Here is a 26747-nt window from a genome sequence, read left to right on the forward strand (position 1 = left end):
CCTACGGCGCGGTCAGCTGCGAGAGAACCGTCCGCCGAGCTCCTTGACGATCGTCTCTGCTGAGCCTGTCCGGGCGCTGCGATAGCCGGTGCCGGCCCACAGGTGCAGACCCTGCGGATCACCGTTCTTCTTCGCATGGGCGCGAAACGTCTTCGTCAGATGATGGACCGCCGGGTAGGCGTCGACCGCGATCGGATCGAACTTGCGCACGAAGTCGTTGACCAGTGCGCGAGCGGGCCGACCTGTGAATGCCCTGGTCAGCTGTGTCTCATTGAAGTCCTCGGACTGCAGTGCGGCGCGATGAGTGGCTGCAGTCCCTGCCTCATCGGACAGCAGCAGAAGAGTTCCGACGACAACAGCGCTCGCCCCGGCCTGCAACAGCTCGTCCACGGCGTCCACGCCGTCGACCCCGCCTCCTGCAGCCAGCGGCAGATCCACCTCGGCGAGGACATCGCGAACGAGATCGACGGTGGCACGATCGTCGATCGATCGCGTCGGATCGGCCGTGCCCGAGTGCCCACCAGCCCGAGGACCCTGCACGATGAGAGCGTCGACTTCGCGCTCGGCGGCGGTGCGAGCCTCGGCGGCGGTCGTCACGGTGGCCACGACCTGGGTGCCGACGGAATGGAGACGATCGACCACCTCGGCGGTGGGGATGTTGAACGTCATCGACACCAGGGGCACAGGATTGTCGATGAGGAAGTCGACCTTTTCGTCGTAGTGATCGTCGTCCTCGACGGGTTCGGGGTCGACGCCGACCCCGCGATCGGCCGCGACAGGCTCGAGCGCCGAGGCGAAGGCGTCGAAGGCACCGCGATCGATGGGCACCGGGTTCGGAGCGAAGAGATTGACGCCGAAAGTCTCGATCGTCTCCCGCATGCGTGTGACGAGCGGGGCGAGTGCCTCGGCGGTGAGGTAACCGCCGGCCACGAAGGGGAATCCGCCGGCTCGGGCGACCGCGGCGGTGAGCTCGGGTGTGGTGGTTCCTCCGGCCATCGGTGCGCCGATGATGGGCAGGTCGGTTGTCTCGAAGGCGATCGTCGTCATCGTTTCGTGCTCCTTGCTCGGACTTCCCGGTTCGCTGGATTCCTGATCGGGTGATGCTCTCGTTGCCATTCTTGCACCCCGTCGAGGGGGTGGCGGTCCGGGGTGGGGCAGGCGCGGTTCACTCGGAAGTAGTGCTTGAGGGCGCTCAGATCGAGACTCGGAGGTGATGTGCCGAGGACAACCGCGCTCGTAGCTTCGGTTCAGTCGCACACCGCTGAACCGTTCAAGGAGTCATCATGTCACTTACCTTCGCTGGGAGTTCCGAAGCACCTGGGGTGCCCGAGGTGCCTTCGGCGCCCGAAGCCTCCGGACGCTCCGCGAACCGGGCCGCCGTCAACCTTCCCCACCGCGACGGTGCTATCGACCTCATCCGGTTCGGCTGCCTCGTCGTCGTGGTGATTCTGCATTCCCTGATGAGTGGGGCGGTCCTCGGGGCCGACGGGGAAGTGGTGCCGACCGTGGCGCTCTCCGGAACCGTCGGTTTCACAGTCGCCTCATGGCTCTACCAGATCATGCCGCTGTTCTTCTTCATCGGCGGATATGCCGCCATCAACGGCTGGCGGCGCACCCAGGCCACCGGAGGGACCTGGGCCGACTACATTCGCGCTCGTCTGCGACGCCTCGTCATCCCGGTCGCCGTGCTCATCGGCGTTGCCGGCGTCGGCCTGTCCATCGCCTCGGAAATAGGAGTGCCCACCGGCCTGCTTGCAGAAGCAAGCACGCGAATCGGCCAACCCCTGTGGTTCCTCGCCGTCGACGTCGGACTGACATCACTGGTGCCGTTGGCGGTGCACTTCCACGAAAGAGCGCCGAGGCGGTCGATCGCAGTGCTCGCCGGTGCCGTCATCGCCGTGGACGCCGTAGTCGCACTCACGGGGGTGACTGGGCTGGGCTATCTCAACTTCCTGTTCGTCTGGCCCCTGATTCAGCAGTGCGGCTTCTTCTATGCCGATGCCATTCATCGTCCTGTGCGGGTCGGGTTCGCGTGGACGACGATGGTTCTCGCCCTGGTGGCGCTCGGAGTGCTCGTCGGAGTCGGGGTCTACAGCCCGAACATGCTCGTCAATCTCAACCCGCCGACAGGTGCATTGGTGCTGCTGGGAGTGGCGCAGATGTGCATCCTGCGCCTGAGCCACGCGCGTCTCAACGAAATCGTCTCCGGCCGGCGAGCGGGTACGGAGCGTGCACGCGAATACCGTGCCCGCATCTGGCAGCGCGTCATCACCTGGGGCAACACCTACGGCATCCAGGTCTACCTGTGGCACATGCCCATCGTCATCACCCTCATCGGGATCCTCGGTTTTGGCGCGAATCTGGTGGCCGGGGCATCATTCGGAGACGGCGTGCCAGCGGCAGGCATCCTGCTGCCCGAGATCGAATCGGCGTGGTGGTGGCTGACGCGACTGTCCTGGCTGCTCACGGTGATGGTGTTGGCCGGAGCGTCGGCCATGGCAATGTCGAAGGTTCCGTTCCCCGGCGAGGAAAGACTGGCACGGGCCTGGCAGGCAGTTGGCCGAGTCGCCCGTGAGATCGTCGGTGAGATCGCCGGGCACCGGGAAAGTCGCCCCGCAGGTGAGACCCGCGTCGGGTCGGGAGTGCAGCAGCTGGGTGAGCACCTGTCGAGCCCGGCCGGCCGTGCCATCATTGCCGTCACTTCGGCGATGAGCGGCATTGCGATCGCACTTCTCGTCGGCATTGCCCCACTGTTCTGGGCACTCGTCTCTGTTGCGGCACTCATGTCTTCCCTGGTGCTTGCCGCCGGGTTGAAGGCACGGGTGCCCGAGTCGGCTGCGGTGCCGGAGCCGGCTGCGGTGCCCGAGTCGCTGAGCGCTTGAGGGCGGCCGGCGTCATGGGGAGGTGCCGAGGCGAAGCAGACCGATCGAAGTTGCATAGCCCCGTTTTGAAGAGGGGCTATGCAACTTCGATCGATCCCCAACTGGGCCCAACCGTTTCCCAACGGGCACAACTGCTGGGCCCCAGCAGGTTCGAGCCGCAGTGACTGGGCCCCAGCCGGCACAACTGGGACCCCAGCCGGTCCGAACCGGAGCGCACGCCGGAGTCGGCTGCGTCACTCCACCGACTTCGCCAGCTGTTCGGTGACTGTGCCCCAGCCGTCGAAGAAGCCCAGCTCCTCGTGACGGGCGCGCTGTTTCGGGCTGCCATGGCGGACGACGGCCTGATAATCGGTGCCATCCTCATGATCGGTGAGGATGATCTCGGTGGTCATGGAGACGGGGTCGGGAAAAGCCGGGTGCCAGGAACTGTTGACCGCGTTGGTGAACACCAGGCGGCTGTTGTCCTCGACGACGAGGAAAACCGCGTCGACATGTGGTGAGAAAGATTCGCCATCCTCGCTCATGTGAGTGACGAAGGCACCACCGGGATGGAGTTCAAGGGCATCGACGCGAAGCGTCAGCGGTGCAGGTATCCACCATTGCGCCAGTTTGTCGGGCTCCGTCCAGGCTGACCAGATTGTTTCCTTGGGTGCCTGGATCACTCTCTGGATCGTGAGGTCGAGAGCGGAGTCGAAATGTCGGGTACGAGCGAGATGTGCGGTCATGATTCTTCCCTACTGTGAATGTTGCCACCGTTGCCACCGTTGCCACCGTTGCCAGCGGCAGCGCCGTGTGCAATCTCGTCGTCTCGGGCGGTGTCGTCAGCGTCAGTGCTGTCAGCGACAGTGCCATCGGTGACGAACCGTTCGAGGCGATCTGTGCTGGCCTCCCAGATGCGTCTCTGCTCGGCGAGCCAATCGTGGAGCAGGTCCAGGCGGTCGCGATTGAGTACGCAGGTGCGCACCCGACCGGTCTTCTGGGTCCGGATCAGTCCGCATGATTCCAGGGTGCGCACATGCTTCATGAAGGATGGGAGCGAGATCGACAGCGGCTCCGCCAATTCTCCGACGCTCGCCGATCCGCGGCCCAGACGATGGACCACAGCGCGTCGTGTGGGATCGGCAAGTGCGGTGAGTACCGCATCGAGCTGATCCGAATACTTAGCCATGAAGCTAAGTATTTCACCAATCGGCACAGAAGAACAGGTGTCTTCGCGTATATCTGTGTCCGGAGGCATCATCGCCACCGCTCTCACGTGACGAAAAGTGACGCCGGAAGACAGGCGCATGACAGTCGGTGACACCCCAGGTCGTCGACGATGCCCAGCCGCGCCCGAGACCAACACACTGGTGGTACTTCGGCAGCGAAGTCGAAGTGTCATCAGTCAAGGAAGGACCCGCCATGAGCATCACCCAGAACGGAATCTCGACCCGCTCGGTGCATTCGGGCGCCACCCCCGAATCGCACACCGGTTCCGTCGTCGCCCCGATCTTCCAGACTTCGACCTTCATGATGGACACTCCCGGCCAGACCCGCGCCGGCTTCGACTACGCGCGCACCGGCACACCGAACCGCAGTGATCTCGAACAGGTGCTGTGCGAATTGGAGAACGCGAGCTTTGCCGCGGCGGTGAACTCTGGCACCTCGGCGGAGGTCGCTGTCTTCTCCGCACTTCTGCGTCCCGGCGATGAGGTCATCATTCCCCGCGACATCTACGGCGGCACCTACCGACTGCTCGTCAACGAATACGTGCGCTGGGGTGTGGGCGTCCGCACCGTCGACCTCACCGACGCCGAGGCGCTGGCGGCCGCGATCTCGGAGAAGACCGCGATCGTGTGGGTCGAGACCCCGAGCAACCCCGGGCTCGACATCGTCGACATTGCGGAGACGGCCAAGCTGGCCCATGCCAACAACGCGATCCTCGCCGTGGACTCCACCTTCGCCACGCCCATCCTCCAGCGGCCGATCGAGCTCGGCGCGGACGTCGTCATCCATTCGACGACGAAGTTCATCAACGGCCATTCCGATGTCATCGGCGGTGCGGTCCTCGCCGGTGGCGGCACTACCTGTCCCCGTGCCGCCGAGGTTGTCGAGCGTCTCGAGTCCCACCTCGCATCCGTGGGGCTGGGCATTGCCCCATTCGACGCGTGGCTGACCCGCCGTGGCATCAAGACCCTGCCGGTGCGGATGGCCAAGCACTGTGAGAACGCGCAGGCCGTGGCCGAATGGCTGGAAGGCCGCCCCGAGATCGCCGAGGTGTACTACCCGGGACTGCCCTCCCACCCTGGTCATGAGGTTGCGAAGAAGCAGATGAGCGGGTTCGGGGGAGTCGTGTCGTTTCGCACCGACACCGAGGCGCGCGCCCTGTCGCTGGTTCAGAGCACGGAGCTCATCGCACTGGCTGAATCGCTTGGCGGGGTCGAGTCCCTCATCGACCATCCGGCGACCATGACCCATCTGGCAGTCGCAGACTGCGAGTCCAGCGTCTCACCGACATTCATTCGCTTGTCCCTGGGTATCGAGGACATCGCCGACATCCTCGCCGACCTCGATTCCGCGCTCGCCGCGACGGTGCAGACTCCGGACCGCGTGAGTTCGGATGTGGAGACATCGGGCGCGGAGACTACGGTCGCGGGCGTGCAGACTCCAGTTGCGGACCCCTCACCGGCAGCTCCTAAGCACCCTGTTGCAAAGGTGTGAATAGTGACCGACGGTGCCGAGCGCCGTGCTAACGGTGACGTGTGGAAGCGCGGGTAGGACTCGTTGCTGACGGTGTGTGGTGCGAAGGTCGGCATAGCGCGTAACGGTGCGGCAGTGGTGTAAAACGTGCGCTCGGTCACCGGTGATGGGGGAAAACCCGATGCAGGGTCGGCGGTCAACGTGCTGTTGGCGGCTCGTTGACTCCCGTAGCGTATTTGCTATGAGTGAGAACACCCCGAAGAACCCGCAGGAATCGGAGCCGCAGGACGCCGATTCTCCGGAGTCGCAGAGCCCCGATTCTCCGGAGTCGCAGACGCCAGGTGAGGAAAAGTCCATCGGTGCCGAGGCGATCGTCAACGCACCACCGACCGCAGAGGTCTCCGAAGCGTCGGGCACTGGCGCGACCGAGGAGTCCGCAGGCACGCCTATGGCAACTGAAGCCGGTCAGTTCCGGACGGCACCGATGGATATGGACCTTCCCTTCAGCCCCAACCCCAGCGCAAGCCCCGGCAGCGCCCCCGGCGCCGGCCAGCAGTACGGGTCGGCTCAGTCTCCGCAGTCGCCAGCGACGGACTTTTCGGCGCAGCAGCACACGCGGCCCTACCCTCAAACCCGCGCAATGAATGCGAACTCCCCGCAGGGAGTCTCGCAGCAGGTTCACCCACAGCCGGTGCCCTCGCAGCAGACCCCCTCGCAACAGGCTCCCCAGCAGCAGGTCCCCTCGCGGCAGGCGCCCCCTCAGCAGCCCACTCAGGCGTACCCACCCCAGCACCCCCAGCCCTATGGCCCCGGCAATCCTCCACACTCTGGGAATCCTCAGCAGCCCGGCTACCAGCCGCGCACCTACTCCAACCAGCACACCAACCAACATCCCGGCCAGCAGCCTGCGCCCGGACCCAGCGGGCAGATGCCGAATCGCCCGATGCAGACGATGCAGCCACCTCGGCGGAAGAAGCCGAAGTCGGAGAACGTCACCTACGCACCCGTGACAGGGGCAATGCCCCTCACGCGCGACGAAGCGACCGAGATCCCCGCGGACGGCCCGATCGAATGGCCACGCAGGCGAGCCGGAATCGTCGGCGTCGCGAACCTCGTGCTCTCTGCCGTCATGGCAGTGATCTGGGCCTGGATTCCGCTCGGCCTGCTGTTCACCGGCATCGGCGGAATCTTCGCGCTCGGCCTCGGCGTGCTTGCTCTCATCGTGTGGGTCGTCGTCCAGCAGGGCGCGAACGTGTTCGAACGCTACCGCGCTGAACTCATCTACGGCGACCGGATTCCGGTTCCGAGGATCGAGCGCAGCATTCGCGATTCAGGTTTCGCTCGCTTCTTCCATAACCGCTGGCTGCACGTGAAGTCCGGCTCCTTCTGGCGCTCGACGGCTCACCACTACGTGAAGATGCTGCTCGGTGCAATCATCGTCGTCGGCACCATCGCCGGCATCTGCAGCGCAATCATCGGCATCTTCAGTGCCATCAACCCTGAAGGCATCGCCACGTACTTCCTCGCCGGACCCACCGGCGGGCTGGGGCGCGTCGGCGTCGCCATCGGCTCCCTCATTATCCTCGCCAGCTCCGTGGCGATCCTGTGGTTCGCCCCTTACCTCGACCGAGCCCTGGACCGCAGCCTCCTCCCACCAGCGCGGACCGCGGCGCTGCAGGCCGAGGTCACCGAACTCGATCGGGCCCGCATGGCCGGGATCGAAGCCGCCGGCGCAGAACGCCAGCGCATCGAACGCGACCTCCACGACGGAGCCCAGCCCCGCCTCGTCGCGATGAGCATGACCTTGGGCATGGCGAAGTCGAAGATCGACAGCGACCCCGAGCGCGCCAAGGAGCTCGTCTCCGAGGCCCACGCCGAGGCGAAGGGAATCGTCAACGAACTCCGCCAATTGGCACGCGGAATCCATCCCGCAGTGCTCACCGACCGCGGACTCGACGCCGCCGTCTCTGCTCTGGCCGGGCGCTCGACGATCCCCGTCGAGGTCGATGTCCGCCTGGCCGGACGCATCGATCGCGAGGCCGAGACGGTGGCCTACTTCGTCGTCGCGGAATGTCTGACGAACATCGCCAAGCATTCGGGCGCCACGCATGCCCGAGTCTTCGTCGCTCCGATCGAGACCGGAGTCCAGATCGTCATCACCGACAACGGTCAGGGCGGGGCGCGCATCGACCGCTCGGGTCGTCACACCGGAATCGCCGGTTTGGTCGATCGCGTCGAAGCCGCTCGTGGGACACTGAACCTGACCAGCCCCGCAGGCGGGCCAACTACTGTCGTTGTGGAGGTGCCATGCGCATCGTAATTGCCGAAGACTCTGCCATCTTGCGAGCCGGACTCGAGAGGCTTCTGGTCGATGCCGGGCACGAGGTGATCGCCGCGGTACCCGACGCCAGCGAGCTCCTCGCGACAGTCCACAACACTCCGCCGGACCTCGCCATCATCGACGTGCGCATGCCGCCGACGTTCACCGACGAAGGCATCCGCGCCGCCGTGCTCATCCGCAAACAGAACCCCGACGTCAAGGTGCTCGTGTTCAGCCAATACGTGGAGGAGCAGTACGCATCCGAACTCATCGCGGAGAACACAGGTGGCTTCGGGTACCTGCTCAAGGACCGCGTCGCGGATGTGGAGGACTTCCTCGCGGCCGTCGACGAGGTCGCCTCCGGCGGCACCGTCTTAGACCCTGAAGTCGTCTCCCAGATCCTGGTGCGCACACGCAAGAAGGACGGGCTCTCAACCTTGAGTCCGCGCGAACTCGAAGTCCTCCAACTCATGGCCGAAGGCAAATCGAATGCCGCAATCGCCCGCATCCTCTACCTCAGCGCCGGAGCAGTTGAGAAACACATCAGTTCGGTCTTCACCAAGTTCGGCCTCACCGCCGACACCTCGGACAACCGACGCATCCTCGCCGTCCTCACATTCCTCGGAGCATAGAATGCCTGCCACAGTTCACGTCAGCGAATCCACCCGCACGAGCATGCGTGTCATCATCACGATCGCCGCTCTCGTCGTCCTCCTCATTCCCATCGCCTTCAGCGTCGCTCACGGAGCCTCACGTCTGAACTACACGAAACTCGAGGTCACGAAGCCGCTGCCGGCCTCGGTCACAGACCTGAACTTCGTCCTCGACACCAGTGCCTCGCTCGTCGTCAAGACTGCCGACACCGATGAGCCATCGGTCAGGCTCAACGCCACCGGGCCGAAGGACGAGGCGCCGAAGTTGCAGGTGAGGGAGTCCGGCAACGCCTCGACCGTGTCCGTCGACGAGCACCGACACCTCGAGAACTCGCGGATCGAGGTCATCCTCCCAGCAGCAACCTCGGAGAAGATGAAGCTTGACTTCAACGGTGGCTTCGGTGCCATCAACATTGCGGGTGACTACCAGGAGATCGTTGCCAAGACAGACGGCGGATCTGTTGAGGTCAGCGGTTCGGCAGAGACTCTGCAGACCTCGACGGACTACGGCATGACGGAGTTGAGCGGAACCTTCGGCACCATCGAATCCAAGACCGACGTCGGCACCATCGATGCAGCGAACCTCAACGTTCGTGACCATGTCGACGCCGTGACCTCGACAGGCACGATCGACCTCGACTTCTCCAACGACATGGTGCCGATGTCCGGCATCGTCGCCAAGGCCGACGAAGGCACGATCGACATCCGTCTGCCGCGTCTGGACCTAGCCCAGGAGAAGATGGCCGCCGAGGCTGCCGCCTCCCAGGCTGACGACGACAGTGCCGATGACGCCAAGGACCTCTTCTACCGCATCAACGCGAACTCGAATCAGGGCAGTGTGGATCTGGCCAAGGACCTCAAGAAGTACGATGCGTCGTCGCATCGGGGGCAGGACGCCGATGGCAAGACGATCATCCCAGTCTCGGCCAGCGCCGACACCGGAACGATCACCATTGAGCAGAACTAGGTACAGAGAAGCCTGAGGCAACAGGCCTAGACTGGCGCTCACGGTGCCCGTCGGCGCAACCGTCGGCGGGCACCGTAAGCCGACCAGCGACTTTTGTGGATCGCCGGTCGACCAGCTGCCCGCTGACCGGCCGGTCGACCAGCCGCCCGCCGGCCCGGCGACACAGCACGCGCCGATCCACCGACATCAGGGGATGAGACATGCAGATCACCGTCTATGGAGCCACCGGCACATTCGGCCGCAGACTCGTGACACATCTACGTGAACGTGGCCACTCGGTGGTCGCCGCCCATCGCGGCATCGGTGTCGACACCTACGCCGGAGAGGGCGTCACCGAGGCGGCCGAAGGCAGCGACGTCCTCGTCGACTGCGCCAACTACATGACGAACAACCGGCACAAGGCACTCGACTTCTTCTCCCGCAGCTCCCGATCGATCGCCCTGGCCGCAGCGGAGAACCCGGGCGCAGCAATGGTGTGCCTGTCCATCGCGTTCCGGCCCGAGGTCGCCCAGTCCAAGCTGCTCGGCTACTACCAGGCCAAAGATCTGCAGGAGCGCGTCTATCGTCGGCTGGTGCCCGCCGATCAGCTGCTGATGTTCCGGTCGACTCAGTGGTTCGAACTCGTTGAATCGATGACATTCACCGCAGGTCCGGTGGCGTTCGTCCCCAAGATGCGAGTCCAGGCACTGGCCGCAGACGAAGCTGCGCGGATGATGGCCGAGGCCATCGACGCTGGAGAACGCGGCACCATCGAGGTCGCCGGCCCCGACGTCAGCGACTTCCCGACGATCGCCGGCAGAATCGCAGAGGCGGACGCAGGGACGTCTGTGACAGCTGGTTCACGACCGAAGCGTGTCCCGAAGATCGTTCCCATTCCGATCCCCGGCCCGATGTCGGCCAATGGGCTCATTCCCGATTCGCCGAGGCTCTCCGCCGTCACCGTCGATGATTGGGTCCGCTCCCGCTGAGTCCCACCCACCCCATTGGCGCTCCGGATACTGGCGCGTGCCCCGTCCCGTGGCCGAGGCGGAAGCGTGAAGTTGTAAGATCCAGTCGGGAGGAGAAATATGGACTGGAACTGGATGGAATTCGGACTCGACGGCATCGACGCGGCGAGGATCATCATCTCCTGCATCGTGTTCTACCTCGGCATCGTCCTCCTTGTCCGCGCCTTCGGCCAGCGCACACTGGCAAACCTCTCGAGCTTCGACCTGGCCGCCATCATCGCCCTCGGCGCAATCATCGGTCGTGCGATTCTCGGCGACACCCCGACACTCTTCGCCGGTGTGCTGGGGCTGGCCACCCTGCTGGTTCTGCAGGCGCTGACCGGGAAGGCCCGTCACTTCCACCGCATCGCCGGCATCGTCAACAGCCCAGCCGTCGTCCTCATGGCCGGCGGCGATCTGCTGACCGACAATCTCGCCAGGGCCCATGTCGACGCGTCCGAGGTGTATTCGAAGCTGAGGATGGCCGGTATCCGGCAGCGTGCCGAGGTGGCCTGCGTGATCCTCGAGCCCACTGGTCAGATCAGCGTGACCCAGCGAGGGACGCCGATCGACGAGGAGCTGCTGCGCGGTGTCATCGGAGCGGAGAGAATTCCTCACGAGGACTGAGTCCGCGCAGACTGATTCCGCGAACTGCTCGAGGTGAGAGCTCAGCTCTCCAGCCCGAGGACTCGCGCTCCGTTGCGCCATAACACCGAGCGCATCCAGTCGTCGCCGAGGCCCAGCCCGGCCAAGCCGGAGATCTGATCCACATAGGGATAGGGGATGTTCGGGAAGTCCGAGCCGAGGATGATCTTGTCCTGCAGACCAGCCAAGCGTTGACGGTAAACCGGGTCCACCTCGGCGGGGGAGGAGAAGAATCCGGACGCGTACATGGTCGTGTCCAGATGGACTCCGCTGTAGTTCTCGGCGAGGTCGGCGAAGGCGTCGTATTCGGGCATGCCCATATGGGCGATGACGAACTGCAGGGACGGGAAGCGCTCCAGCACCTTCGCCACCGCCTGCGGGCCGGTGTAGGTGCCGGGCAGCGGCTCGGAGCCGGCGTGGATGACGATGGGCACCTGCGCCTCGGCGAGTGCCGCCCACGCGCGGTCGAGCACGTGGTCGTCGGGGGAAAAGCCGCCCACCTGGATGTGGACCTTGAACAATCGGGCGCCGGCCGCCAGCGCCTCGGGCACGTAGTCGGCGGATTCCGGCTCGGCGTAGAGAGTTGCGCAGTGGATGACATCATCGTGGGCGGCGGCAAACTCACGGTTCCACTCATTCAGCCAAGCCGCCATGCCGGGTTTGTGCGGGTAGGTCAGGGCCGGTATCGCGCGGACGCCCAGGTCACGGACGATGTTCAGACGCGTTTCGGTGTCATAGCGGTAGTGGATCGGCCACGGGTAGCCGTAGCTGGCCTCGGCGGCGTCGAAGTAGGCCCACACCTTGTCGAGGACGTTCTGCGGCAGGAAGTGGATGTGGATGTCGGCAAGTCCGGGGATGCCCAGTGCGTCGAGATAGGCCGGGATGTCGGCATCGGTGCGCGGTGGTTCGGCCGACGTTGCGGTCGCGGCCGAGCTCGCGTCCTTGCAATCGGGAAGTGTGAAGTCGTCCATGCCACTACCTTAGACTGCCCCCATGGAGTTCACCGATCCGTACGAGATCGACGTCCCGCCCGGCACACGTCACGTGGGTGATGGCCCGTTCTGGGCCACCGGCGAGACCGTGACCTGGTCGTTCAGGCGTTTCGACTTCGACCGTGACCACGCCGAGGTGCGTCGCCCGATGCGTGTCATCGAGGACGGTTCCGACGGTGCGGTGCTGTGGCTGGCCGGAGGCACCGAGACCCGCGACACGAGAATCGTCGGCTGGGAGGAGTCGAATCCTCACGAAGTGCCCCTGACCGCTCGCTTTCGTCCGCTCGCCGAGGCGCCTCGACGGATCAATGTTCCCGGCAGCTGGCACGGACTCGGGGTGCTCAAGATCGTTCCGCCCAGGGTGCCGTTCTCCGTGTGGGTCCTGCTCAAGCCTGGTGCAGAAGGCGAGGGAAGCGCTGGTTCGATCTCGACGCTCTGGTACGTCAATCTCGAAGCCACGCACCGTCGCACGGATGATGACCTTTACACGAGCGACCACATCCTCGACATCACGTTCCCGCTCGAGCGCGAGCCACTGCACCGGTCTTCCGGACGCGGGGCGGGCGGGGATGTGTTGCTCAACCCGAACGGGGCGGTATTCAAAGACGTCGATGAACTCGCCGCCGCGGCCAACTACGGCGCCTGGCCTCGTGCATGGTCGGATATCATCCGGCGCAATGGTTCGGAACTGCTCGACCACCTCGGCGAGTTCAGCTGGGCATTCGATCCGAAGTGGGAGACGAAGGCACGCGAACTCGTCGCCGGGGCAACGGCCGGTTCGGCTGCGGCTGGGTCGGCGTTGGCCGGGGCGACGTCGGCCGGTTCGGCCACTTCGGCATCGAAGGCCGAGCTGGGGGGCGCAGAGACACAGGATTCGGAATCTTTTCGAAAGCAGGAACATCACCGGGTTCGAGGCGGTTGCTACGACAAGGACCGGATCTAGGCATCGCCGGTCAGGTTCGCAGACATGCACCGACTCACGCTCAACGACAGACATGCAGTGACCGTGCGCAGACAGCACACGGCGTCGATGAAAGGAAGCATTTCCATGACGACCAACCACAGGATTCGCCTGAACTCCCGCCCGGTCGGAGCACCGGCGGCGGAAAACTACCTCCTCGACGAGGTCGATCTCGGTTCGCCGGGGGAGGGCGAGGTGCTGCTGCGCACGCTGTACCTCTCACTCGACCCGTACATGCGCGGACGGATGTCGGATGCCAAGTCCTACGCGAAGCCGGTCGAGGTCGGCGATGTCATGGTCGGCGCCACGGTCTCCGAGGTTGTCGAATCGAATTCCTCTGACTTCTCCACCGGCGACACAGTCCTCGGCTACGGCGGATGGCAGGAGTACTCCGTCGAGAAGGCCTCCCATCTGCGCCGCGTCGACCCGGAGATTGCTCCGATCAGCACCGCCCTCGGCGTTCTCGGAATGCCCGGCTTCACCGCATACTCGGGCCTTCTGGAGATCGGCCGCCCGCAGCCCGGTGAGACCGTGGCCGTCGCCGCCGCCACCGGTCCCGTCGGCTCTGTTGTCGGTCAGATCGCCAAGATCAAGGGCGCGAAGGCCGTCGGCATCGCCGGTGGTCCGGACAAGGTCGCCCACCTGGATGAGCTCGGTTTCGACGTGGCGCTCGACCACAGGACCGGCAACCTCAAGAACGAACTCAAAGAATCGGTGCCGCAGGGCATCGACGTCTACTTCGAGAACGTCGGCGGAGACGTGTTCAAGGCAGTGCTGCCGCGCCTGAACACCTACGCACGCGTGCCCGTCTGCGGACTCGTGGCCAACTACAACCTCACCGAACTGCCCGAAGGCCCCGACCGTTCGGGTGCGCTCATGGGCAACATTCTCACGAGGTCACTCAACATCCGCGGCTTCATCCAGACCGAATTCGTCGAGAAGCACCACGAGAACTTCCTGTCCGACATGAGCGGATGGGTCAAGGAAGGCAAGGTCCGTTACCGCGAGGACATCCGTCCCGGCTTGGACAAGGCCCCAGAGTACTTCAACGACCTGCTCACCGGCGGAAACTTCGGCAAGATGGTCGTGGCAGTCGGCGCTGAGAGCTGAGGCTGTTCGCGGCGCTGCAGATTTCACCAAACAGTCGGCAAGTCCTGGTCGAATTTAGCATGATCTTCGACCAGGACTTGCCGACTGTTTGCCGTCTTGGGAAAGTGGCCGTCGACAGCAGACACTATGCGAAGGGACCATGGGATGTGACCTCGGCACTCACATGAACGCAGCAAACACCTTGGCGGGGTCAAGACTCATGCTCAGGGCCAAGGTCAGGACGATGCGAGCCTTGCGGGCGTCGAGGATCCCTGCAGGGATCAGCCCGGATTCGAGCAGCCCGATCTCCCCACCGGGATAGCCATAAGTATTCGTCAGACTCGCGCCCGAGCCCGGCCGTGATGCCAGGACCACGGGCATTTCTTCGCCGAGGCGGGTCACCGCTGGTACCAGATGCTCGGGGACGTGGCCGCCGCCGACGCCGGCGATGACAGCACCGGCGAAACCGGAGTCGATGAGCTGGGTCAGTGTCTCCTCGGGTTCGCCCATCCCCACCTCGGCGAGGGCGACCTTGGCCAAAACCTCCGGGCGCGGGAGGCCCGCGAACGGTGACGCGTCGGCAGCCTTGGGCGCGTGGGGGAGACGGACGGTGTCCTCGCTGAGCCAGCCGATCGCACCGAGGACGGGACCCGAGGAAAACGCCGCGGTCGAGGTCACATGCGATTTGCGGACGAAGCGCGGATCGTGGATCTCATCGTTGAAGACCAGGCTCGACGGCAGACCCTTCGATAGTGGCGAGAGTGCGGTCAGGGCCGCAGCGCGCACGTTCGCGGGGCCGTCGGCGCCGGGCAGCGTCGGGTTGCGCATGGCTCCGGTGGCGGCGATGTGGGTGCTGGAGTCGTTGAGCAGCCAGAGGGCGAAGGCGCTCTCCTCGAGGGTGTCGGTGCCCTGGGTGAGAACAATGCCGTCGGCCTCGGTAATGCGGGCGAGTTCGCGGACGTCGAAGAGCATGTCGAGGGTGACATTGGCGCTCGAGACCTGCGACACCTGGGTGAAGTCGGCCTGCAGATCCGGCCAGATCTCGTCGAGTCCGGCGGCCGCGGCGATCTCGGCTCCGCTTAGGGCGGGTGCCACACCGCCCGACTGGTTCGAGGTCGAGGCGATGGTTCCGCCGAGGGCGGCGACAAGGAGGTGGGGAGCGTTGAGCGACATGGGCATGATTCTATCGGTCTGCTGGTGAGGGCGATGCTGTTTGAGATGGGACGATGCTGATTCGCTCGTCCTGTGTCATGACCGTTTGCTAGTCTCCGAGGCATGGATCCTGACACCGTACTCACCCTCGCCCACAACCAGGCGATCCAATACCCGTTGGTGGAGATCGAGTACCCGTTCGGCCCCGAGTACGCCGTGTACAAGGTGCGCGGGAAGATGTTCATGATGTTCTTCGATCTGCGCGGCGCGCCCAGCATGAACCTCAAGATCGACCCGCTCGACCGGGAGGTGCTCCGCGACGCCTATGAGGAGATCACTGCCGGATACCACATGAACAAGAAGCACTGGATCACCGTGGCTGGTGGCGGTACCGACCACGGTGCTGGTGCAAGCGCCGGTGACGAAGACAGCCAGTCTGAGGGCGGCCATGCCGGGACCCCGCTCGACGCGGAACTTCTCCACGACCTCGTCCTCGAGTCCTATTGCCTCGTCGTCGCGAAGATGGCGAAGAAGGACCGCCCCGTGGACCCGGAGACCTTCGGCGAAAGGGGTGAGGAGCAGAAGGCGCAGTGGTAGCGATGTGAGGCTGTGCCGAGTCCGGGGCCCGCCCGTCAGTGATGGTTTCGGTGCCGCTCGATGAGCCGCTCGCGCAGCACCTCATCCGCAGCTGCCATGGCCATCGCCCGTGCCAATCCATAAGCTCCGTCGAGCACAGCCGAATCCGCCGAGGCGCTCGTACCGTGATCGGCGAATGCCCTGTTGTGATTGACCGCTCCGTTGACCTCGTAGCCGATCAGCGGATGAATGGCAGGGACGGTATGGGACACGTTGCCCATGTCCGTCGACGCGACCGCCTCGGCGTCGGTGGGGACATCGCGCCCACGTTCGGCCATCGCTGCCACGTAGGCCTGCACCAGACCGTCGTTCTGGCGCAGATCGGCGAAGGCGTGGCCCTGCGGTTCGACGGTGATCTCGCAGTCGGTGGCCAAAGCCCCGGCACGTAGACACTTGTCGACCCGGTCGCTGATGACCTCGAGATCTTCTGCCAGCGGTGAGCGCATCTCAACCATGAGCTCCGTGTGATCGGGAATGATGTTGACGGCGTCACCTCCGCGAGTGACCACTGTCGAGACCACAGATCGCGGCGGCAGCTGCTGGCGTGCCACAGCGATCGCAGTTTGCGCGATCTGAACCGCGTCCAGAGCGTTGATGCCGGCGGCGGGGGCACTGGCCGCATGCGCAGCGACTCCGGTGTAGGTGACTTTCCACGCGTTGAGCGCCAGCGAGGAGTTGCCCGCAGAATCATATGCCGAGGCATGGACCATGGCCGCGGCATGAGTTCGTGAGAAGAACCCCTCCTCGATGAGGTCGATCTTGCCGCCATGAGCCTCCTCAGACGGCGTGCCCAAGACATGAACAGTGAGGTCGAGTTCATCGGCCAGAGGAGCCAGCGCCAGAGCGGCACCCAGAGCCGCCGCTGCGTTGACGTTGTGCCCGCACGCATGGCCGATGTCGGGAAGAGCGTCGTATTCGACGCAGAAGGTGACGACGAAGTCAGAGGTGCCGAATGTCGCGCTCAGCGCGGTCGGAGCACTGGGCTGAATATCATCGAAGGCGAAACCGGCCCGCCGGAGGATCGAACGGGTCCTCTCGGCGGCGCGATGCTCATCGCCGCTGACCTCCGGGTCGGCATGGAGTGCGTGACTGAAGTCGAGCAGCAGTGCGCGGTGATCTTCGATCTCGTGAGCAATTGTGTCGGCAGTGGACCGAGGAGGCGTATCAACTGCGGCCTCGGCTGCGGCTGAGCGGGCAAAGACGGAACTCATAGCGCGGCCTCCTTCGTTGTGGGATTGATAGTGGCGGGATAGCGAGAGCCTGCGACCGCGGCGATGAGCGCGGCGACCAGCAGACTCGACCAGATCAGAGTGAGACCCGTCGGGGAGATGGTGCCCGAATCAGTCACCGTCGCCGAGGAGATCAGCTTGATCACAGCGGCACCGACGGCGATGCCGACCGACAGCGCCAACTCGTTGAGTCCGGCTGCACCGGCGGTCTCTGTCACGGGAACACCCTCGACCGACAGTGCCCGTGTCGCCGATTGGTACATACCGAGCGCCAGGTTGAAGAGTCCGAACCCGAGGATATAGGCGACGATGCTGTCGTGGCCGAGCATCATCACCGCGAAGCCGATCGCCAGGATCCCTCCGGCGAGGACGAGCGCATTCCGCTCCGACCAGCGAGACATCAGCGGAGCCGTGACCACGGAGGACAGGAGTGAGAGCACCGAGGCGGCTGCGAGCACGACGGCGATGAGCATCGGTGAGAAGCCGAACCCGTACCCTGCCGCGGAGACCTCGGAGTTAAGGAAGATTCCATTGGTGCCGAAGTAGCTGATCGAGGCGAATCCGAAGAAGAAGGTGGCGAGGGAGACGCTGCGCAGAGAGCGTCGTTTCAACAACCTCAGGTCGATGAAACGTCGAGTCGATTCCGATGACCGGGAGTCGAGCCGTCCCCAGAGGCTGAGCAGACCGACACCCACGACGAGCAGTGCGATGGTCTTCCAATTCTTCCATCCGAAGTCCGGTCCCTGCGACAACCCGGCAACGAAGGTTATGAGACCGATGAGGCAGGCACTCATCGGCGCCAGTGCCAGTGGTTCATGTGTGGGAGTACCCGCATCAGGGAGGAAGAACGAGCAGATGAGGGCCGCCAGAGCGAAGGGAACGCCGATCCAGAATCCGTGGAGCGGGTTGATGGCACCGAGGATGCCGGCGATGAGTCCGCCGACGCCGATCGTGATCATCAGCGTGCCGATGAGGTAACTGACACCGGTGCGGATCGAATCAGGATGGGTGATGCGCAGAATGCCCATCATCAGCGGGATGAATCCGACTACGCCGGTGATGAGGACGACTCCGAGGATGATCGTCGGCAGGCTCGGCACGAAGGCCATCAGCAGAGCGCCGATGGCCACCATCACCGTACTTCCGCGAAGAACGAGACGATAGCCGTAGCTGTCGCCGAGGCGGGAGATGAGCGGCGTGAACACCGCGAAGGAGATGTTGGAGATGAGGAAGATCCCATTGATCGTGGGCGCATCGATGTCGAACACAGGTCCGAGCGCAGGGAGGATGGGATTGAGATATCCCTGAACGACTCCGCTGAGCGATTCGATGACGATCATCAGCGCAAGAACGCCGACGAATCCGTTCCGGGTGCCTGTGATTGACGGGAGCGGGGCGGACGCGCCGTGCGTGCCGATACCGTGCGTGCCGGTGTCGTGCGATGTGGAGTCCATGGCTGAGTACTTTCGACGATGAATGCAGGTTGCCATCTCCAAAACTATTGTCAGCAGCGAAGCAGACTGGAAATTGGACGCAATCTTCCATGAATTGATCGATAATAAGTCGAATCATCCACTTTGAATGAGGCCAGCATGCTGAATGAGACCGATCTTGCGATCGTCAACGTCCTCGAGGTTCAGCCGAGGATCGAATTCACGGCGCTGGCAGATGCTCTGAAGCTGTCCCCGGCCACGGTCGCCAGACGGTGGGAGGCCCTTGTCGACGCAGGTCAGGCGTGGGTGACGATTTCACCCGGTCCGCGACATCACGAGATCGGCTGGTCGGCGTTCCTCTCCATCGCAGCCAACGTCGGTGAACAAGACCGGCTGGCCGAGTGCCTGTGCGCGGAACCCAGCTTCGCCTCGGTGCTGTTGATGTCGGGGGAGAACCAATTCCTCGTCGACTGCTTCGCCACCTCGGTCGAAGAGTCCATGAGACTGCTCACCGAGGTGTTTCCACGACTGCCCGGAGTGGTCCGCCGTCGAATCGATCCGATCACCAAGATGTACCGCCTGGGCAGTCAGTGGCGCTCAGGGGCTCTCGAGACACCGGTGCGCAGAGCACTCGAATCGGAGGCTCCGCGGATCTCCGGCCAGCGAATTCCTGACGCTGTCGATGCAAGGCTGCTTGAGGCCCTTGCCGTCGATGGGCGGGCCGGATGGCAGAACATCGCAGACGACGCCGGAGTGTCGGCACAGACGGCTAAGCGTCGTATCACCAGCCTCCTCGAGTCTGGATTCATGACGTTTCGGGCCGACACCTCGACTCTGGAGCGGTCGGGGCTCCAGGAGGTCGTCATCGACTGGGCGATTCCGATCGATTTGATCGACGAGGTCGGGGCCGCGGTGGCCGCCGATCCGATGTGTCGGGTGTCCTCGCAGGTGTTGGCTGCAGCGAACTTCACCGCCACCCTGTGGGTTCACGACTATGGTCAGGTGCAGGACCATGAGGCGAAGGTTCTCCGAATTGCACCGCGAGCGAGAGTCGTCGAACGCAATGCGGCGCTGCGCCCCTATAAGCGGATGGGGCAGATCCTGGGCACCGACGGTAAGAGGCTGACCACGGTTCCAGTGACCTGGTGGTAGACGACCCCGGACCGGCCGCAGCCCTCGCCACTCAGGCGGTTTCGGCAAGCGCTGATTCCTGCCTGCGGTCGGCCTCGCGGAGAAGCGCGAGCGGTCGAGGCCGTCGTCTTCCGTTGCCGGTGACCCAGGCACCCAGGGCCACGGAGACCCAGCCGATGGCCATGCCTGCGATGTCGTCGACGATGTAGTGCCAGCCGAAGTAGAGCGTGGCCAAAACTGTGAGCCCGAAGAAGATCCAGGTCAGAGCTTGAAAGAGAGGCTTCTGACGGGTGTACATCATGAAGAGGGCCGCGGCGAAGGTCACCGAGACATGGAGAGAGGCGAAGGCGGCTACTCCCTGGATCTCTCCGCTGCCGATGGGGTCGGCAAGATAGTCAAGACGCGTGTTGATCAGGGCATCCTGCAGATCACTGACTCCGGTTTCAGTGAGGCTGTCGTAGAGCCCGGGCCGGGCGAACGCGGGCCCCAGGGCGGGCAGGATGTAATAGCTGACCGTGCCCAGCACCCAATTGAGGCTCAGCGTCGTGGCATACCAAGCACCGATGGCGAGGTTGCGACTGAGGATGAGGGCAGCCCCGAGGCTGATGGGAATGAGTGGAAGGTAGGCGAGATAGACGAAGGAGAGAACTTCCGCCATGAACCCGGTGCCGAACAGATCGTGCAGGAAGACCGCAGGATTGATTCCCCCGGCCAGCCAAAGGTCGGACTGCGACAGCTGCTGGTCAAACAGAACATCGTCGCGGTAGATCGGCAGATCGCTCTTGAGGTTCCGATAACTGACATAGCAGATGTAGAAGCTGAGCATGCCCGCGGTGATGCAGAGCGCTCGGCGCAGGCTCCATTCGTTCTTCACGACATTGAGCATCCCGGTGGGCAGGTGCTTCCACCCGCTCGTTCGCACAGCGTCGATGAAGACGCCGCCGCCGAAAAACAGCAGCGCCAGCAGCGGCAGCCGAATATAGGCTGGGCCGAGGAATCCGTCCGGGTCCCGGAGCGGTCGACCGAGATGGATCGAAGAAGCAAGCGCAATCATCGCGACAGCGATGGAGAGCAGCATGGCGAAGGTGTAGGGCCATCGTCGTATCCGAGTCATCGGCACACGATATAACAATTCCGTATCGTTATGCCGAATCCTGTGGGGCGAGTCACGAGCTGAACAAATCATGAACTATGGCCCAACAAGCGATGACATGCGGGTGATCCGCCCTGCATCTGAGGCATGCGAGGTTCGGCTCCCATTGGATTGCGAACCCGAAATTGGCAACGGACCCCACCGGCGCAGACAATAGGTGACATGTCCGCCCTCAGCTCCGCACTCGCCTACCGGCGACTGCTCGATACGAATGCCACACTGCGCATGCTGCGGGCCGACCATCTTCCGGTCATGGCGGCGACGCTGGGCACTCACCTCGGCAAGCCCGGCACCCGTGTGTCCACCGAAGACCTGCACGAGTCCATCGACTCCGACCTCGAAGAGCTGCGCGACCACTTCGACCTGTCCACACGGACGGCGAAGGCCTACTGCGACGATTGGCGACGGGCAGAGATCCTTGTGAGACGCCCGGCCACCTCGGCGAGGGGTGAGACCTACGAACTCTCCGCGGCCGGATTCGACGCCATCCGCATGCTCGAACAGCTGCGCACCCCACCTCAGACCGCGACCGAATCGCGGTTGGTCAGCCTCGCCCAGTCGGTGCGGCAGCTGGCCATCGACACCGACCCTGACAGCTCCCGCCGCCTGGCGTCCCTGCGGGCCGAACGCGACCGCATCGATGCAGAGATCGCCCGCGTCAGGCGAGGCGACCCCCGCTCCATCGTCCTCGACCGGCGCCGCGCGAACGAACGCGTCGGCGACATCCTCCAACAGGCACAGGGCCTGCCCGCGGACTTCGCCCGGGTCCGCGCCCGCTTCGAGGAGCTCAACCAAGAGTTGCGGATCTCGATCCTCGCCGCCGAGGACTCCCAGTCCCAGGTACTCGACGAGGTGTTCCGCGGCGTCGACCTCATCGAATCCTCCGACGAAGGCCGAACGTTCTCCGCCTTCTCCGCACTCGTCCGCGACCCGGAGCAGGCTTCGGCATTCGATGAGGACATCGCGGCCATCCTCGACCGTGACTTCTCGGCGACGCTGACGGCCGAGACCCGCCGGTCGCTGCGCACTCTCATGCGGCAGATGAAGGACGGCTCCCGCGAGGTCTCGGACATCCTCTCCGAATTCGCCCGCGGACTGCGCCGCTACGTCCACTCCCACGAATTCCAACGCGACCGCGTCATGCGCACCCTGATCCAGGACGCGTTGGCGGCAGCGGCCCCGGTCTCACAGGTGCGCAAACCCTATGACGACCTCGGCGTGGATCTTGAGCTCTCGAGCGTGGGGCTGGCCAGCGTCGGAGAGGTCGTCCTCCACGACCCCACCGAATTCGACGCGGGTGCGGAACTGGGCGAGGCCGAGGAGATCGAAGTCGACTTCGCCGAACTCATCGCCGTGGCCCGGGAATCCGAGATCGACTTCTCGGAGCTGTCCGACAACGTCAACAGGGCAATCCGGGGGACCGGTCAGGTCTCCGTCGCCGAGGTGCTCGACCATTTCCCAGCCTCACAGGGCCTGGCCAGCGTCGTCGGCCTCCTGTCCCTGGCCAGCACCTACGGACATGTCGACCCCGAGTCACGCGACCGACTCGAATGGTCTGGGGTCGACGGAATCGGCCGCAGCGCCACGATCCGCCGCCACTACTTCACCGAAGGCATCACACTATGAGCGATCCCGCAGGCACCGCCACCGACGTCGCGGCGCAGGAATCCGCGGCTGACGAATCCGCCCGCAACCCGAGCGCGCTCTGGTTCGCCGACACCGGCACCCTGGGCGAACGCACCCGCCGTGTCCTGCTCGAACTGCTCAAGGGCCCCTACGTCTCCGGTGCGCAGAGCCCGCAGCTGTGGTCGGCCCTCGTCGCCGATGAAGGGATCGTGCGCTCACGACTGCACGACCTGTTCCTCGAGCTCGTCATCGACAAGATCGACGAATTCGCCTTCACCCGCAAGGTCGTCACCGACGAAGTCAATGTGCCGGCGGCCGTGCGCAGCGAACGACTGACCTTCCTCGACACCGCCATGCTCCTCGTCCTGCGCCAACTGCTGCTGGCCGCGCCCGGAGAACAGCGCGTGATCATCGATCGTGAGGAGGTCTACGAACGCCTCGCGATCTATCGCACCGGTGACGAGTCGACGTTCCAACGCAACCTCAACGGTGCGTGGAACCGGATGAGCAACCGGCTGCGCGTCCTCCACAAGGCCGGTGAAGACCGCTTCGAGATCTCGCCGATGGTCAAGTTCCTCATCGACGAGGACCAGGTGCGTGAACTCATCGACGTCTACGAGCGCATCGCATCGGGCGAGGCCAAGGGCTCCATCGCCGAGGCGGGGCCCGGTTCACAGGACACCGACGAATCCGATCCCGGCGACGCGACCGATAACGAGCCTGAGGACGGTGAAGCATGACCGAGGCCCTCTTCCCGATCGATGCCGCGCTCATCGCGGACCAGGCTCGTGCCCGTGGCGCCCACCGTCCCGACGTGGGCAGCCAGTGGCGGCTGTCCGAGATCCAGATCGCGAACTGGGGCACGTTCGACGCGGACATCCACCGCATCCCCGTCTCCCACACGGGTCACCTCATCACCGGGCCCTCGGGCTCGGGCAAGTCTTCGCTGCTCGACGGCATCGCCGCCGTCCTCACCCCGGACAAGTGGCTGCGCTTCAACGTCGCCGCACAGACTGCCGGCAGCCGCATCGATCAGCGCAGCCTCGTCAGCTATGTCCGCGGGGCGTGGACCCGCACGGCCGATTCCGATGAGGACCGGGTCGTCAGCAAGTACCTGCGCCCGCGTGCCACCTGGAGCGGCATCATCCTCCGCTACGACAACGGCACGGACCGGCCCCTGTCACTGGCCAGGCTCTTCTTCATCAAGGGCTCGGGCACGAAGATGACCGACCTGTCCGATGTCTGCATTCTCGAACGGGCCGGCCTCGATCTGGCCGACCTGCAGCAGTACGCCCGGAGCGGTCTCGAGACCAGGAAACTCAAGTCCGACCACCCCGAGGCCCTCATCACCTCGAACGGGTCCCACGCCAGGTTCTATGCCCGGATGCGCAAGGTCTTCGGCATGGCCAGCGAATCGGCGCTGCAGCTGTTGCACAGGACCCAGTCGGCCAAGAGCCTCGACAGCCTCGATCGCCTCTTCCGCGATCACATGCTCGAACCACCGGTCACATTCGATCTGGCCGAGACTGCAGTCAACCAGTTCGGGGACCTCAAGGACGCCCACGATCACGTCGTCGAACTGCGCCGGCAACGCGACCACCTGCTCGAACTGCGCGAGGCCTCGAACCGATACGACTTCGCTCATGAGTCCGCGGCGAAGGCGATCTCCCTCAACGATTCCCTGCTGCCGTTCCAGAAGCGGCGCGAACTCGACCTCATGCGCTCAGACCTCTCCGCCCTGCGCCGCGACCTCGTCGAACTCGAAGTCGCTGCCGACCGGGCGAAGAAGGACTACGACGCTGCGGTCGACGAATACGACCTCGCCCGGCGCGCGACCCTCGAACTCGGCGGCTCGGAGGCCGAGCACCTGCAGCAGCGCATCGACACTGCTGAAACCGAACGTCGCGCGATTGCCGATCGGTGGGCCAGCCTCGAGCGACAGCTGAAGCAGGCAGACATCGAACGAGTGCCCGCCTCGGCGGTGGAATTCGCCGAACTCCAGACCCAGATCGCGTCCACACTCGACGAGGAAACGCAGGCCGCGGGACCCAGCCACGCCGACCACGACCGTTTCTCGAAAGCTCGAGCGCAGGTGAGGGAAATCGAAGCCGAAATCGACTCCCTGCGCCGATCAGGCTCGACCGTGCCGAACAACCTGCTCCAGATCCGACAGGAACTGGCCGAGGGCACCGGACTGAGTGAGAAGGCGCTGCCCTTCGCCGCCGAACTCATCGAGGTCGACCCCGAGCACGCAGCCTGGACCGGGGCGATCGAACGCGTTCTGCGCCCATTGGCGCTCACGGTCCTCGTGCGCAGCGAGAACCTCGGCGCAGTCCGGTCCTGGGTCGACTCCCACCGGATCAGGGGACGACTCGTGTTCGAGGAGATCCCCGCCCAGGCGCCGAAGCCACGCCCCGTCAACAGCGCGAAATCCCTGGTCAATCGGGTCAGCGTGGCCGATACCGGGTTCGGTGAATGGGTGCGCTCCACCTTGTCCGAACGCTTCGACTTCGCCTGCGTCGACAATCCCGAGGAACTCGACGACCATCCCCGTGCCGTGACCATCAAGGGGCAGGTCAAGACCTCCCGCACCCGCTATGAGAAAGACGACCGGCGACGCATCGACGACCGCAGCCAGTGGGTCCTCGGTGATCGGGAAAGCAAGCTCGAAGCGCTCATCGCCGCCCTGAAAGAAGCCCAGACGGAACTGGCCGAGGCCCAAACCATCGTCGAGGCCGCAAACGCTGAGACCGCGCAGGCCAACCGCCGGAAGGGCATCCTCGCCGGCATCCGCGAACAGTCCTGGCGCGACGTCGACCTCGCCGGAGCGCAGGAGACGATTGCGAGCCTCGAGAAGTCTTTGCGCGAACTCGAGGACGCAGACGGCGACCTGCAGCAGGCGATCGGCGCCGAACGTGACGCCCGTGCCGCGAAGGAAGCCGCCGAGGCCACAACGCGGGACTCCGACTACGCTCTGCGCCGCGCGAACGAAGAGATCACCGGCCTGCGTTCTGGCCTCAACCGCCTCGAGGACGACGTCGCGGCCGGGCGCATTCCCGAGGTTGATCCGACGATCGCCGAACAGCTCGAGGCCCGGTTCACGCGTATCCAGCGCAGCATCAGACGCGAGTCTCTGCCGGAGATCGGCCAACAGGTCTCCCAGGCCCTGCAGGCAGAGAAGGACAAGGCACAGGCAGCGGCGAGTGACGCAGGCCAGGCCGTGACCCGATTGGCAGCCGAATTCAAGGCCGCCTGGTCCTCGGTGGCCTCCGACCTCACCGCCGATGTCGCCGACCGCCACGACTACATCAGCATGCTCGACGAGATCCTGGCCCACGGTCTGCCCGATCACGAGAACCGATTCCGGGACTTGCTGCGCCAACGTTCCCGGGACCTCATCGGCGAGCTCCTCAACGAGATCCACGCCGCCCCGCGCGAGATCGAGGACCGGGTGGCTCCGATCAACTCCTCCCTGCTGCGCTCGCAGTTCGACGAGGGCCGCTACCTGCGGCTGAAGGTCAAGACCCGACGCAGTGAGACCGTCAACGCCTTCATCGCCGACCTCCGCAAGGTCGCCGGGGGCACCTGGGGCGAGGAGGACATGGACACCGCGGAGGAGAAGTACGACACCCTCGCCGAGGTGATGCGCCGGTTCTCCTCGAGCGAGCACGTGGACAAGGTGTGGAAGAACCAATGCCTCGACACCCGTCTGCATGTGTCCTTCCTGGCCGAGGAGATCGACGATCACGGTCGTGCCCACGCCACCTACGATTCAGGTGCCGCGATGTCCGGCGGCCAGCAGCAGAAGCTCGTGATCTTCTGCCTCGCGGCGGCGCTGCGCTACCAGTTGGCCGACCCCGATGAGGCGATCTCGAAGTACGGCACGATCATCCTCGACGAGGCCTTCGACAAGGCCGATACGAGGTACACCCGCATGGCGCTCGACATCTTCATCGAGTTCGGGTTCCACATGGTCCTGGCCACCCCGCAGAAGCTCCTCCAGACCATCGAGCCCTATGTCGGCGCGGCGACTTCGATCGAGAACCCGAGCCGACAGAAGACACTGGCCTCGACCATGGTCTGGGACACGGAGGGCGCAGATGCGGGACGCAGCGATGCGGAGAGCTGCGACGAAGGTGACATTGACGAAGCGGCCGCCGGTGCTGCTGCAGGCAAGGGTGAGAATGACGATGAGAACTGACCGGGTGAGGCG

General features: G+C 64.6%; 22 protein-coding genes. 14 read left to right on the forward strand and 8 right to left on the reverse strand.

Annotation, left to right across the window (positions count from 1 at the left end; genetic code table 11):
* Nucleotides 1-12: 12 nt before the first annotated feature.
* Nucleotides 13-1116, reverse strand: a complete 1104-nt coding sequence (locus BLT92_RS11700) for a nitronate monooxygenase (protein WP_231938790.1) — start codon at nt 1114-1116, stop codon at nt 13-15.
* Between the two features lie 167 nt (nt 1117-1283).
* Between BLT92_RS11700 and BLT92_RS11705 the strand changes: the two genes are divergently transcribed.
* Nucleotides 1284-2882: an acyltransferase family protein gene (locus BLT92_RS11705; protein WP_092105840.1), complete on the forward strand. Its 1599-nt coding sequence runs from the start codon at nt 1284-1286 to the stop codon at nt 2880-2882.
* 233 nt (nt 2883-3115) lie between these two features.
* Here BLT92_RS11705 and BLT92_RS11710 read toward each other — a convergent pair whose 3' ends face one another.
* Together BLT92_RS11710 and BLT92_RS11715 are read right to left on the reverse strand one after the other, a co-directional pair.
* Nucleotides 3116-3607, reverse strand: a complete 492-nt coding sequence (locus BLT92_RS11710; protein WP_092105842.1) for an SRPBCC domain-containing protein — start codon at nt 3605-3607, stop codon at nt 3116-3118.
* The gene (locus tag BLT92_RS11715) at nt 3604-4050 is read right to left on the reverse strand and encodes an ArsR/SmtB family transcription factor (protein WP_092105845.1); all 447 of its coding nucleotides are present in this window, start codon (nt 4048-4050) and stop codon (nt 3604-3606) included. The genes BLT92_RS11710 and BLT92_RS11715 overlap by 4 nt, the downstream gene beginning before the upstream one ends.
* Before the next feature lie 233 nt (nt 4051-4283).
* Between BLT92_RS11715 and BLT92_RS11720 the strand changes: the two genes are divergently transcribed.
* From BLT92_RS11720 to BLT92_RS11745, 6 genes are all read left to right on the forward strand, one after another.
* A complete protein-coding gene (locus tag BLT92_RS11720; protein WP_092109222.1) occupies nt 4284-5582 on the forward strand; it encodes a trans-sulfuration enzyme family protein in 1299 nt (432 codons plus the stop codon).
* 220 nt (nt 5583-5802) lie between these two features.
* Nucleotides 5803-7881, forward strand: a complete 2079-nt coding sequence (locus BLT92_RS11725; RefSeq protein ID WP_092105848.1) for a sensor histidine kinase — start codon at nt 5803-5805, stop codon at nt 7879-7881.
* Nucleotides 7869-8513: a response regulator transcription factor gene (locus BLT92_RS11730; RefSeq protein WP_092105850.1), complete on the forward strand. Its 645-nt coding sequence runs from the start codon at nt 7869-7871 to the stop codon at nt 8511-8513. The genes BLT92_RS11725 and BLT92_RS11730 overlap by 13 nt, the downstream gene beginning before the upstream one ends.
* Nucleotide 8514: 1 nt before the next feature.
* Nucleotides 8515-9501 (forward strand): DUF4097 family beta strand repeat-containing protein, encoded by a 987-nt coding sequence (locus BLT92_RS11735; protein WP_092105852.1) that lies wholly within the window; start codon nt 8515-8517, stop codon nt 9499-9501.
* Nucleotides 9502-9701: 200 nt separating this feature from the next.
* Nucleotides 9702-10469, forward strand: coding sequence for an SDR family oxidoreductase (locus BLT92_RS11740; RefSeq protein WP_092105854.1), 768 nt, complete (start codon nt 9702-9704; stop codon nt 10467-10469).
* A 99-nt stretch (nt 10470-10568) separates the two neighbouring features.
* On the forward strand, nt 10569-11114 hold the full coding sequence (locus BLT92_RS11745) for a DUF421 domain-containing protein (RefSeq protein WP_092105857.1): 546 nt from the start codon (nt 10569-10571) through the stop codon (nt 11112-11114).
* Between the two features lie 41 nt (nt 11115-11155).
* On the opposite strand, the gene BLT92_RS11750 is transcribed toward BLT92_RS11745, so the two are convergent.
* Complete coding sequence (locus BLT92_RS11750; RefSeq protein ID WP_092105859.1) at nt 11156-12103, reverse strand: amidohydrolase family protein; 948 nt, start codon at nt 12101-12103, stop codon at nt 11156-11158.
* 22 nt (nt 12104-12125) lie between these two features.
* On the opposite strand from BLT92_RS11750, the gene BLT92_RS11755 reads away from it, so the two are divergent.
* Nucleotides 12126-13067: a ribonuclease FAU-1 family protein gene (locus BLT92_RS11755; protein WP_092105861.1), complete on the forward strand. Its 942-nt coding sequence runs from the start codon at nt 12126-12128 to the stop codon at nt 13065-13067.
* Nucleotides 13068-13172: 105 nt separating this feature from the next.
* The gene (locus tag BLT92_RS11760) at nt 13173-14195 is read left to right on the forward strand and encodes an NADP-dependent oxidoreductase (protein WP_092109226.1); all 1023 of its coding nucleotides are present in this window, start codon (nt 13173-13175) and stop codon (nt 14193-14195) included.
* Nucleotides 14196-14354: 159 nt separating this feature from the next.
* Here BLT92_RS11760 and BLT92_RS11765 read toward each other — a convergent pair whose 3' ends face one another.
* Nucleotides 14355-15347, reverse strand: a complete 993-nt coding sequence (locus BLT92_RS11765; protein ID WP_092105863.1) for an asparaginase — start codon at nt 15345-15347, stop codon at nt 14355-14357.
* A 102-nt stretch (nt 15348-15449) separates the two neighbouring features.
* On the opposite strand from BLT92_RS11765, the gene BLT92_RS11770 reads away from it, so the two are divergent.
* Nucleotides 15450-15923 (forward strand): MmcQ/YjbR family DNA-binding protein, encoded by a 474-nt coding sequence (locus BLT92_RS11770; RefSeq protein ID WP_092105865.1) that lies wholly within the window; start codon nt 15450-15452, stop codon nt 15921-15923.
* A gap of 35 nt (nt 15924-15958) precedes the next feature.
* Here the strand turns inward: BLT92_RS11770 and BLT92_RS11775 are convergent, their stop codons facing one another.
* Complete coding sequence (locus tag BLT92_RS11775) at nt 15959-17173, reverse strand: amidohydrolase (protein WP_092105868.1); 1215 nt, start codon at nt 17171-17173, stop codon at nt 15959-15961.
* Complete coding sequence (locus BLT92_RS11780) at nt 17170-18645, reverse strand: MFS transporter (protein WP_157691430.1); 1476 nt, start codon at nt 18643-18645, stop codon at nt 17170-17172. Before BLT92_RS11780 ends, BLT92_RS11775 begins: the two co-directional genes overlap by 4 nt.
* A gap of 138 nt (nt 18646-18783) precedes the next feature.
* Here BLT92_RS11780 and BLT92_RS11785 point away from each other — a divergent pair, with 138 nt between their 5' ends.
* Nucleotides 18784-19776 carry an Lrp/AsnC family transcriptional regulator gene (locus BLT92_RS11785; protein ID WP_092105871.1) on the forward strand — a complete coding sequence of 331 codons (993 nt, stop codon included), beginning with the start codon at nt 18784-18786 and terminating at the stop codon, nt 19774-19776.
* Nucleotides 19777-19807: 31 nt separating this feature from the next.
* On the opposite strand, the gene BLT92_RS11790 is transcribed toward BLT92_RS11785, so the two are convergent.
* The gene (locus BLT92_RS11790) at nt 19808-20869 is read right to left on the reverse strand and encodes a phosphatase PAP2 family protein (protein WP_231938791.1); all 1062 of its coding nucleotides are present in this window, start codon (nt 20867-20869) and stop codon (nt 19808-19810) included.
* 201 nt (nt 20870-21070) lie between these two features.
* Here BLT92_RS11790 and BLT92_RS11795 point away from each other — a divergent pair, with 201 nt between their 5' ends.
* The 3 genes from BLT92_RS11795 to BLT92_RS11805 are packed head-to-tail and all read left to right on the forward strand — an operon-like array spanning nt 21071 to nt 26735.
* Entirely contained in the window at nt 21071-22534 is a 1464-nt protein-coding gene (locus BLT92_RS11795; RefSeq protein WP_092105874.1) for a DUF3375 domain-containing protein, read from the forward strand.
* The gene (locus BLT92_RS11800; protein ID WP_092105876.1) at nt 22531-23274 is read left to right on the forward strand and encodes a DUF4194 domain-containing protein; all 744 of its coding nucleotides are present in this window, start codon (nt 22531-22533) and stop codon (nt 23272-23274) included. The genes BLT92_RS11795 and BLT92_RS11800 overlap by 4 nt, the downstream gene beginning before the upstream one ends.
* Nucleotides 23271-26735 carry an ATP-binding protein gene (locus tag BLT92_RS11805; protein WP_231938792.1) on the forward strand — a complete coding sequence of 1155 codons (3465 nt, stop codon included), beginning with the start codon at nt 23271-23273 and terminating at the stop codon, nt 26733-26735. The genes BLT92_RS11800 and BLT92_RS11805 overlap by 4 nt, the downstream gene beginning before the upstream one ends.
* Nucleotides 26736-26747 lie beyond the last annotated feature (12 nt).

Origin of the sequence: Brevibacterium picturae (assembly GCF_900105045.1) — a bacterium.
Taxonomy (GTDB): Bacteria; Actinomycetota; Actinomycetes; order Actinomycetales; family Brevibacteriaceae; genus Brevibacterium; species Brevibacterium picturae.

Coding starts and splice junctions, on each gene's coding strand:
- BLT92_RS11700 (WP_231938790.1), bottom strand. CDS start 1,116: ATGGCAACGAGAGCATCACCCGATCAGGAATCCAGCGAACCGGGAAGT.
- BLT92_RS11705 (WP_092105840.1), top strand. CDS start 1,284: ATGTCACTTACCTTCGCTGGGAGTTCCGAAGCACCTGGGGTGCCCGAG.
- BLT92_RS11710 (WP_092105842.1), bottom strand. CDS start 3,607: ATGACCGCACATCTCGCTCGTACCCGACATTTCGACTCCGCTCTCGAC.
- BLT92_RS11715 (WP_092105845.1), bottom strand. CDS start 4,050: ATGGCTAAGTATTCGGATCAGCTCGATGCGGTACTCACCGCACTTGCC.
- BLT92_RS11720 (WP_092109222.1), top strand. CDS start 4,284: ATGAGCATCACCCAGAACGGAATCTCGACCCGCTCGGTGCATTCGGGC.
- BLT92_RS11725 (WP_092105848.1), top strand. CDS start 5,803: ATGAGTGAGAACACCCCGAAGAACCCGCAGGAATCGGAGCCGCAGGAC.
- BLT92_RS11730 (WP_092105850.1), top strand. CDS start 7,869: ATGCGCATCGTAATTGCCGAAGACTCTGCCATCTTGCGAGCCGGACTC.
- BLT92_RS11735 (WP_092105852.1), top strand. CDS start 8,515: ATGCCTGCCACAGTTCACGTCAGCGAATCCACCCGCACGAGCATGCGT.
- BLT92_RS11740 (WP_092105854.1), top strand. CDS start 9,702: ATGCAGATCACCGTCTATGGAGCCACCGGCACATTCGGCCGCAGACTC.
- BLT92_RS11745 (WP_092105857.1), top strand. CDS start 10,569: ATGGACTGGAACTGGATGGAATTCGGACTCGACGGCATCGACGCGGCG.
- BLT92_RS11750 (WP_092105859.1), bottom strand. CDS start 12,103: ATGGACGACTTCACACTTCCCGATTGCAAGGACGCGAGCTCGGCCGCG.
- BLT92_RS11755 (WP_092105861.1), top strand. CDS start 12,126: ATGGAGTTCACCGATCCGTACGAGATCGACGTCCCGCCCGGCACACGT.
- BLT92_RS11760 (WP_092109226.1), top strand. CDS start 13,173: ATGACGACCAACCACAGGATTCGCCTGAACTCCCGCCCGGTCGGAGCA.
- BLT92_RS11765 (WP_092105863.1), bottom strand. CDS start 15,347: ATGTCGCTCAACGCTCCCCACCTCCTTGTCGCCGCCCTCGGCGGAACC.
- BLT92_RS11770 (WP_092105865.1), top strand. CDS start 15,450: ATGGATCCTGACACCGTACTCACCCTCGCCCACAACCAGGCGATCCAA.
- BLT92_RS11775 (WP_092105868.1), bottom strand. CDS start 17,173: ATGAGTTCCGTCTTTGCCCGCTCAGCCGCAGCCGAGGCCGCAGTTGAT.
- BLT92_RS11780 (WP_157691430.1), bottom strand. CDS start 18,645: ATGGACTCCACATCGCACGACACCGGCACGCACGGTATCGGCACGCAC.
- BLT92_RS11785 (WP_092105871.1), top strand. CDS start 18,784: ATGCTGAATGAGACCGATCTTGCGATCGTCAACGTCCTCGAGGTTCAG.
- BLT92_RS11790 (WP_231938791.1), bottom strand. CDS start 20,869: ATGACTCGGATACGACGATGGCCCTACACCTTCGCCATGCTGCTCTCC.
- BLT92_RS11795 (WP_092105874.1), top strand. CDS start 21,071: ATGTCCGCCCTCAGCTCCGCACTCGCCTACCGGCGACTGCTCGATACG.
- BLT92_RS11800 (WP_092105876.1), top strand. CDS start 22,531: ATGAGCGATCCCGCAGGCACCGCCACCGACGTCGCGGCGCAGGAATCC.
- BLT92_RS11805 (WP_231938792.1), top strand. CDS start 23,271: ATGACCGAGGCCCTCTTCCCGATCGATGCCGCGCTCATCGCGGACCAG.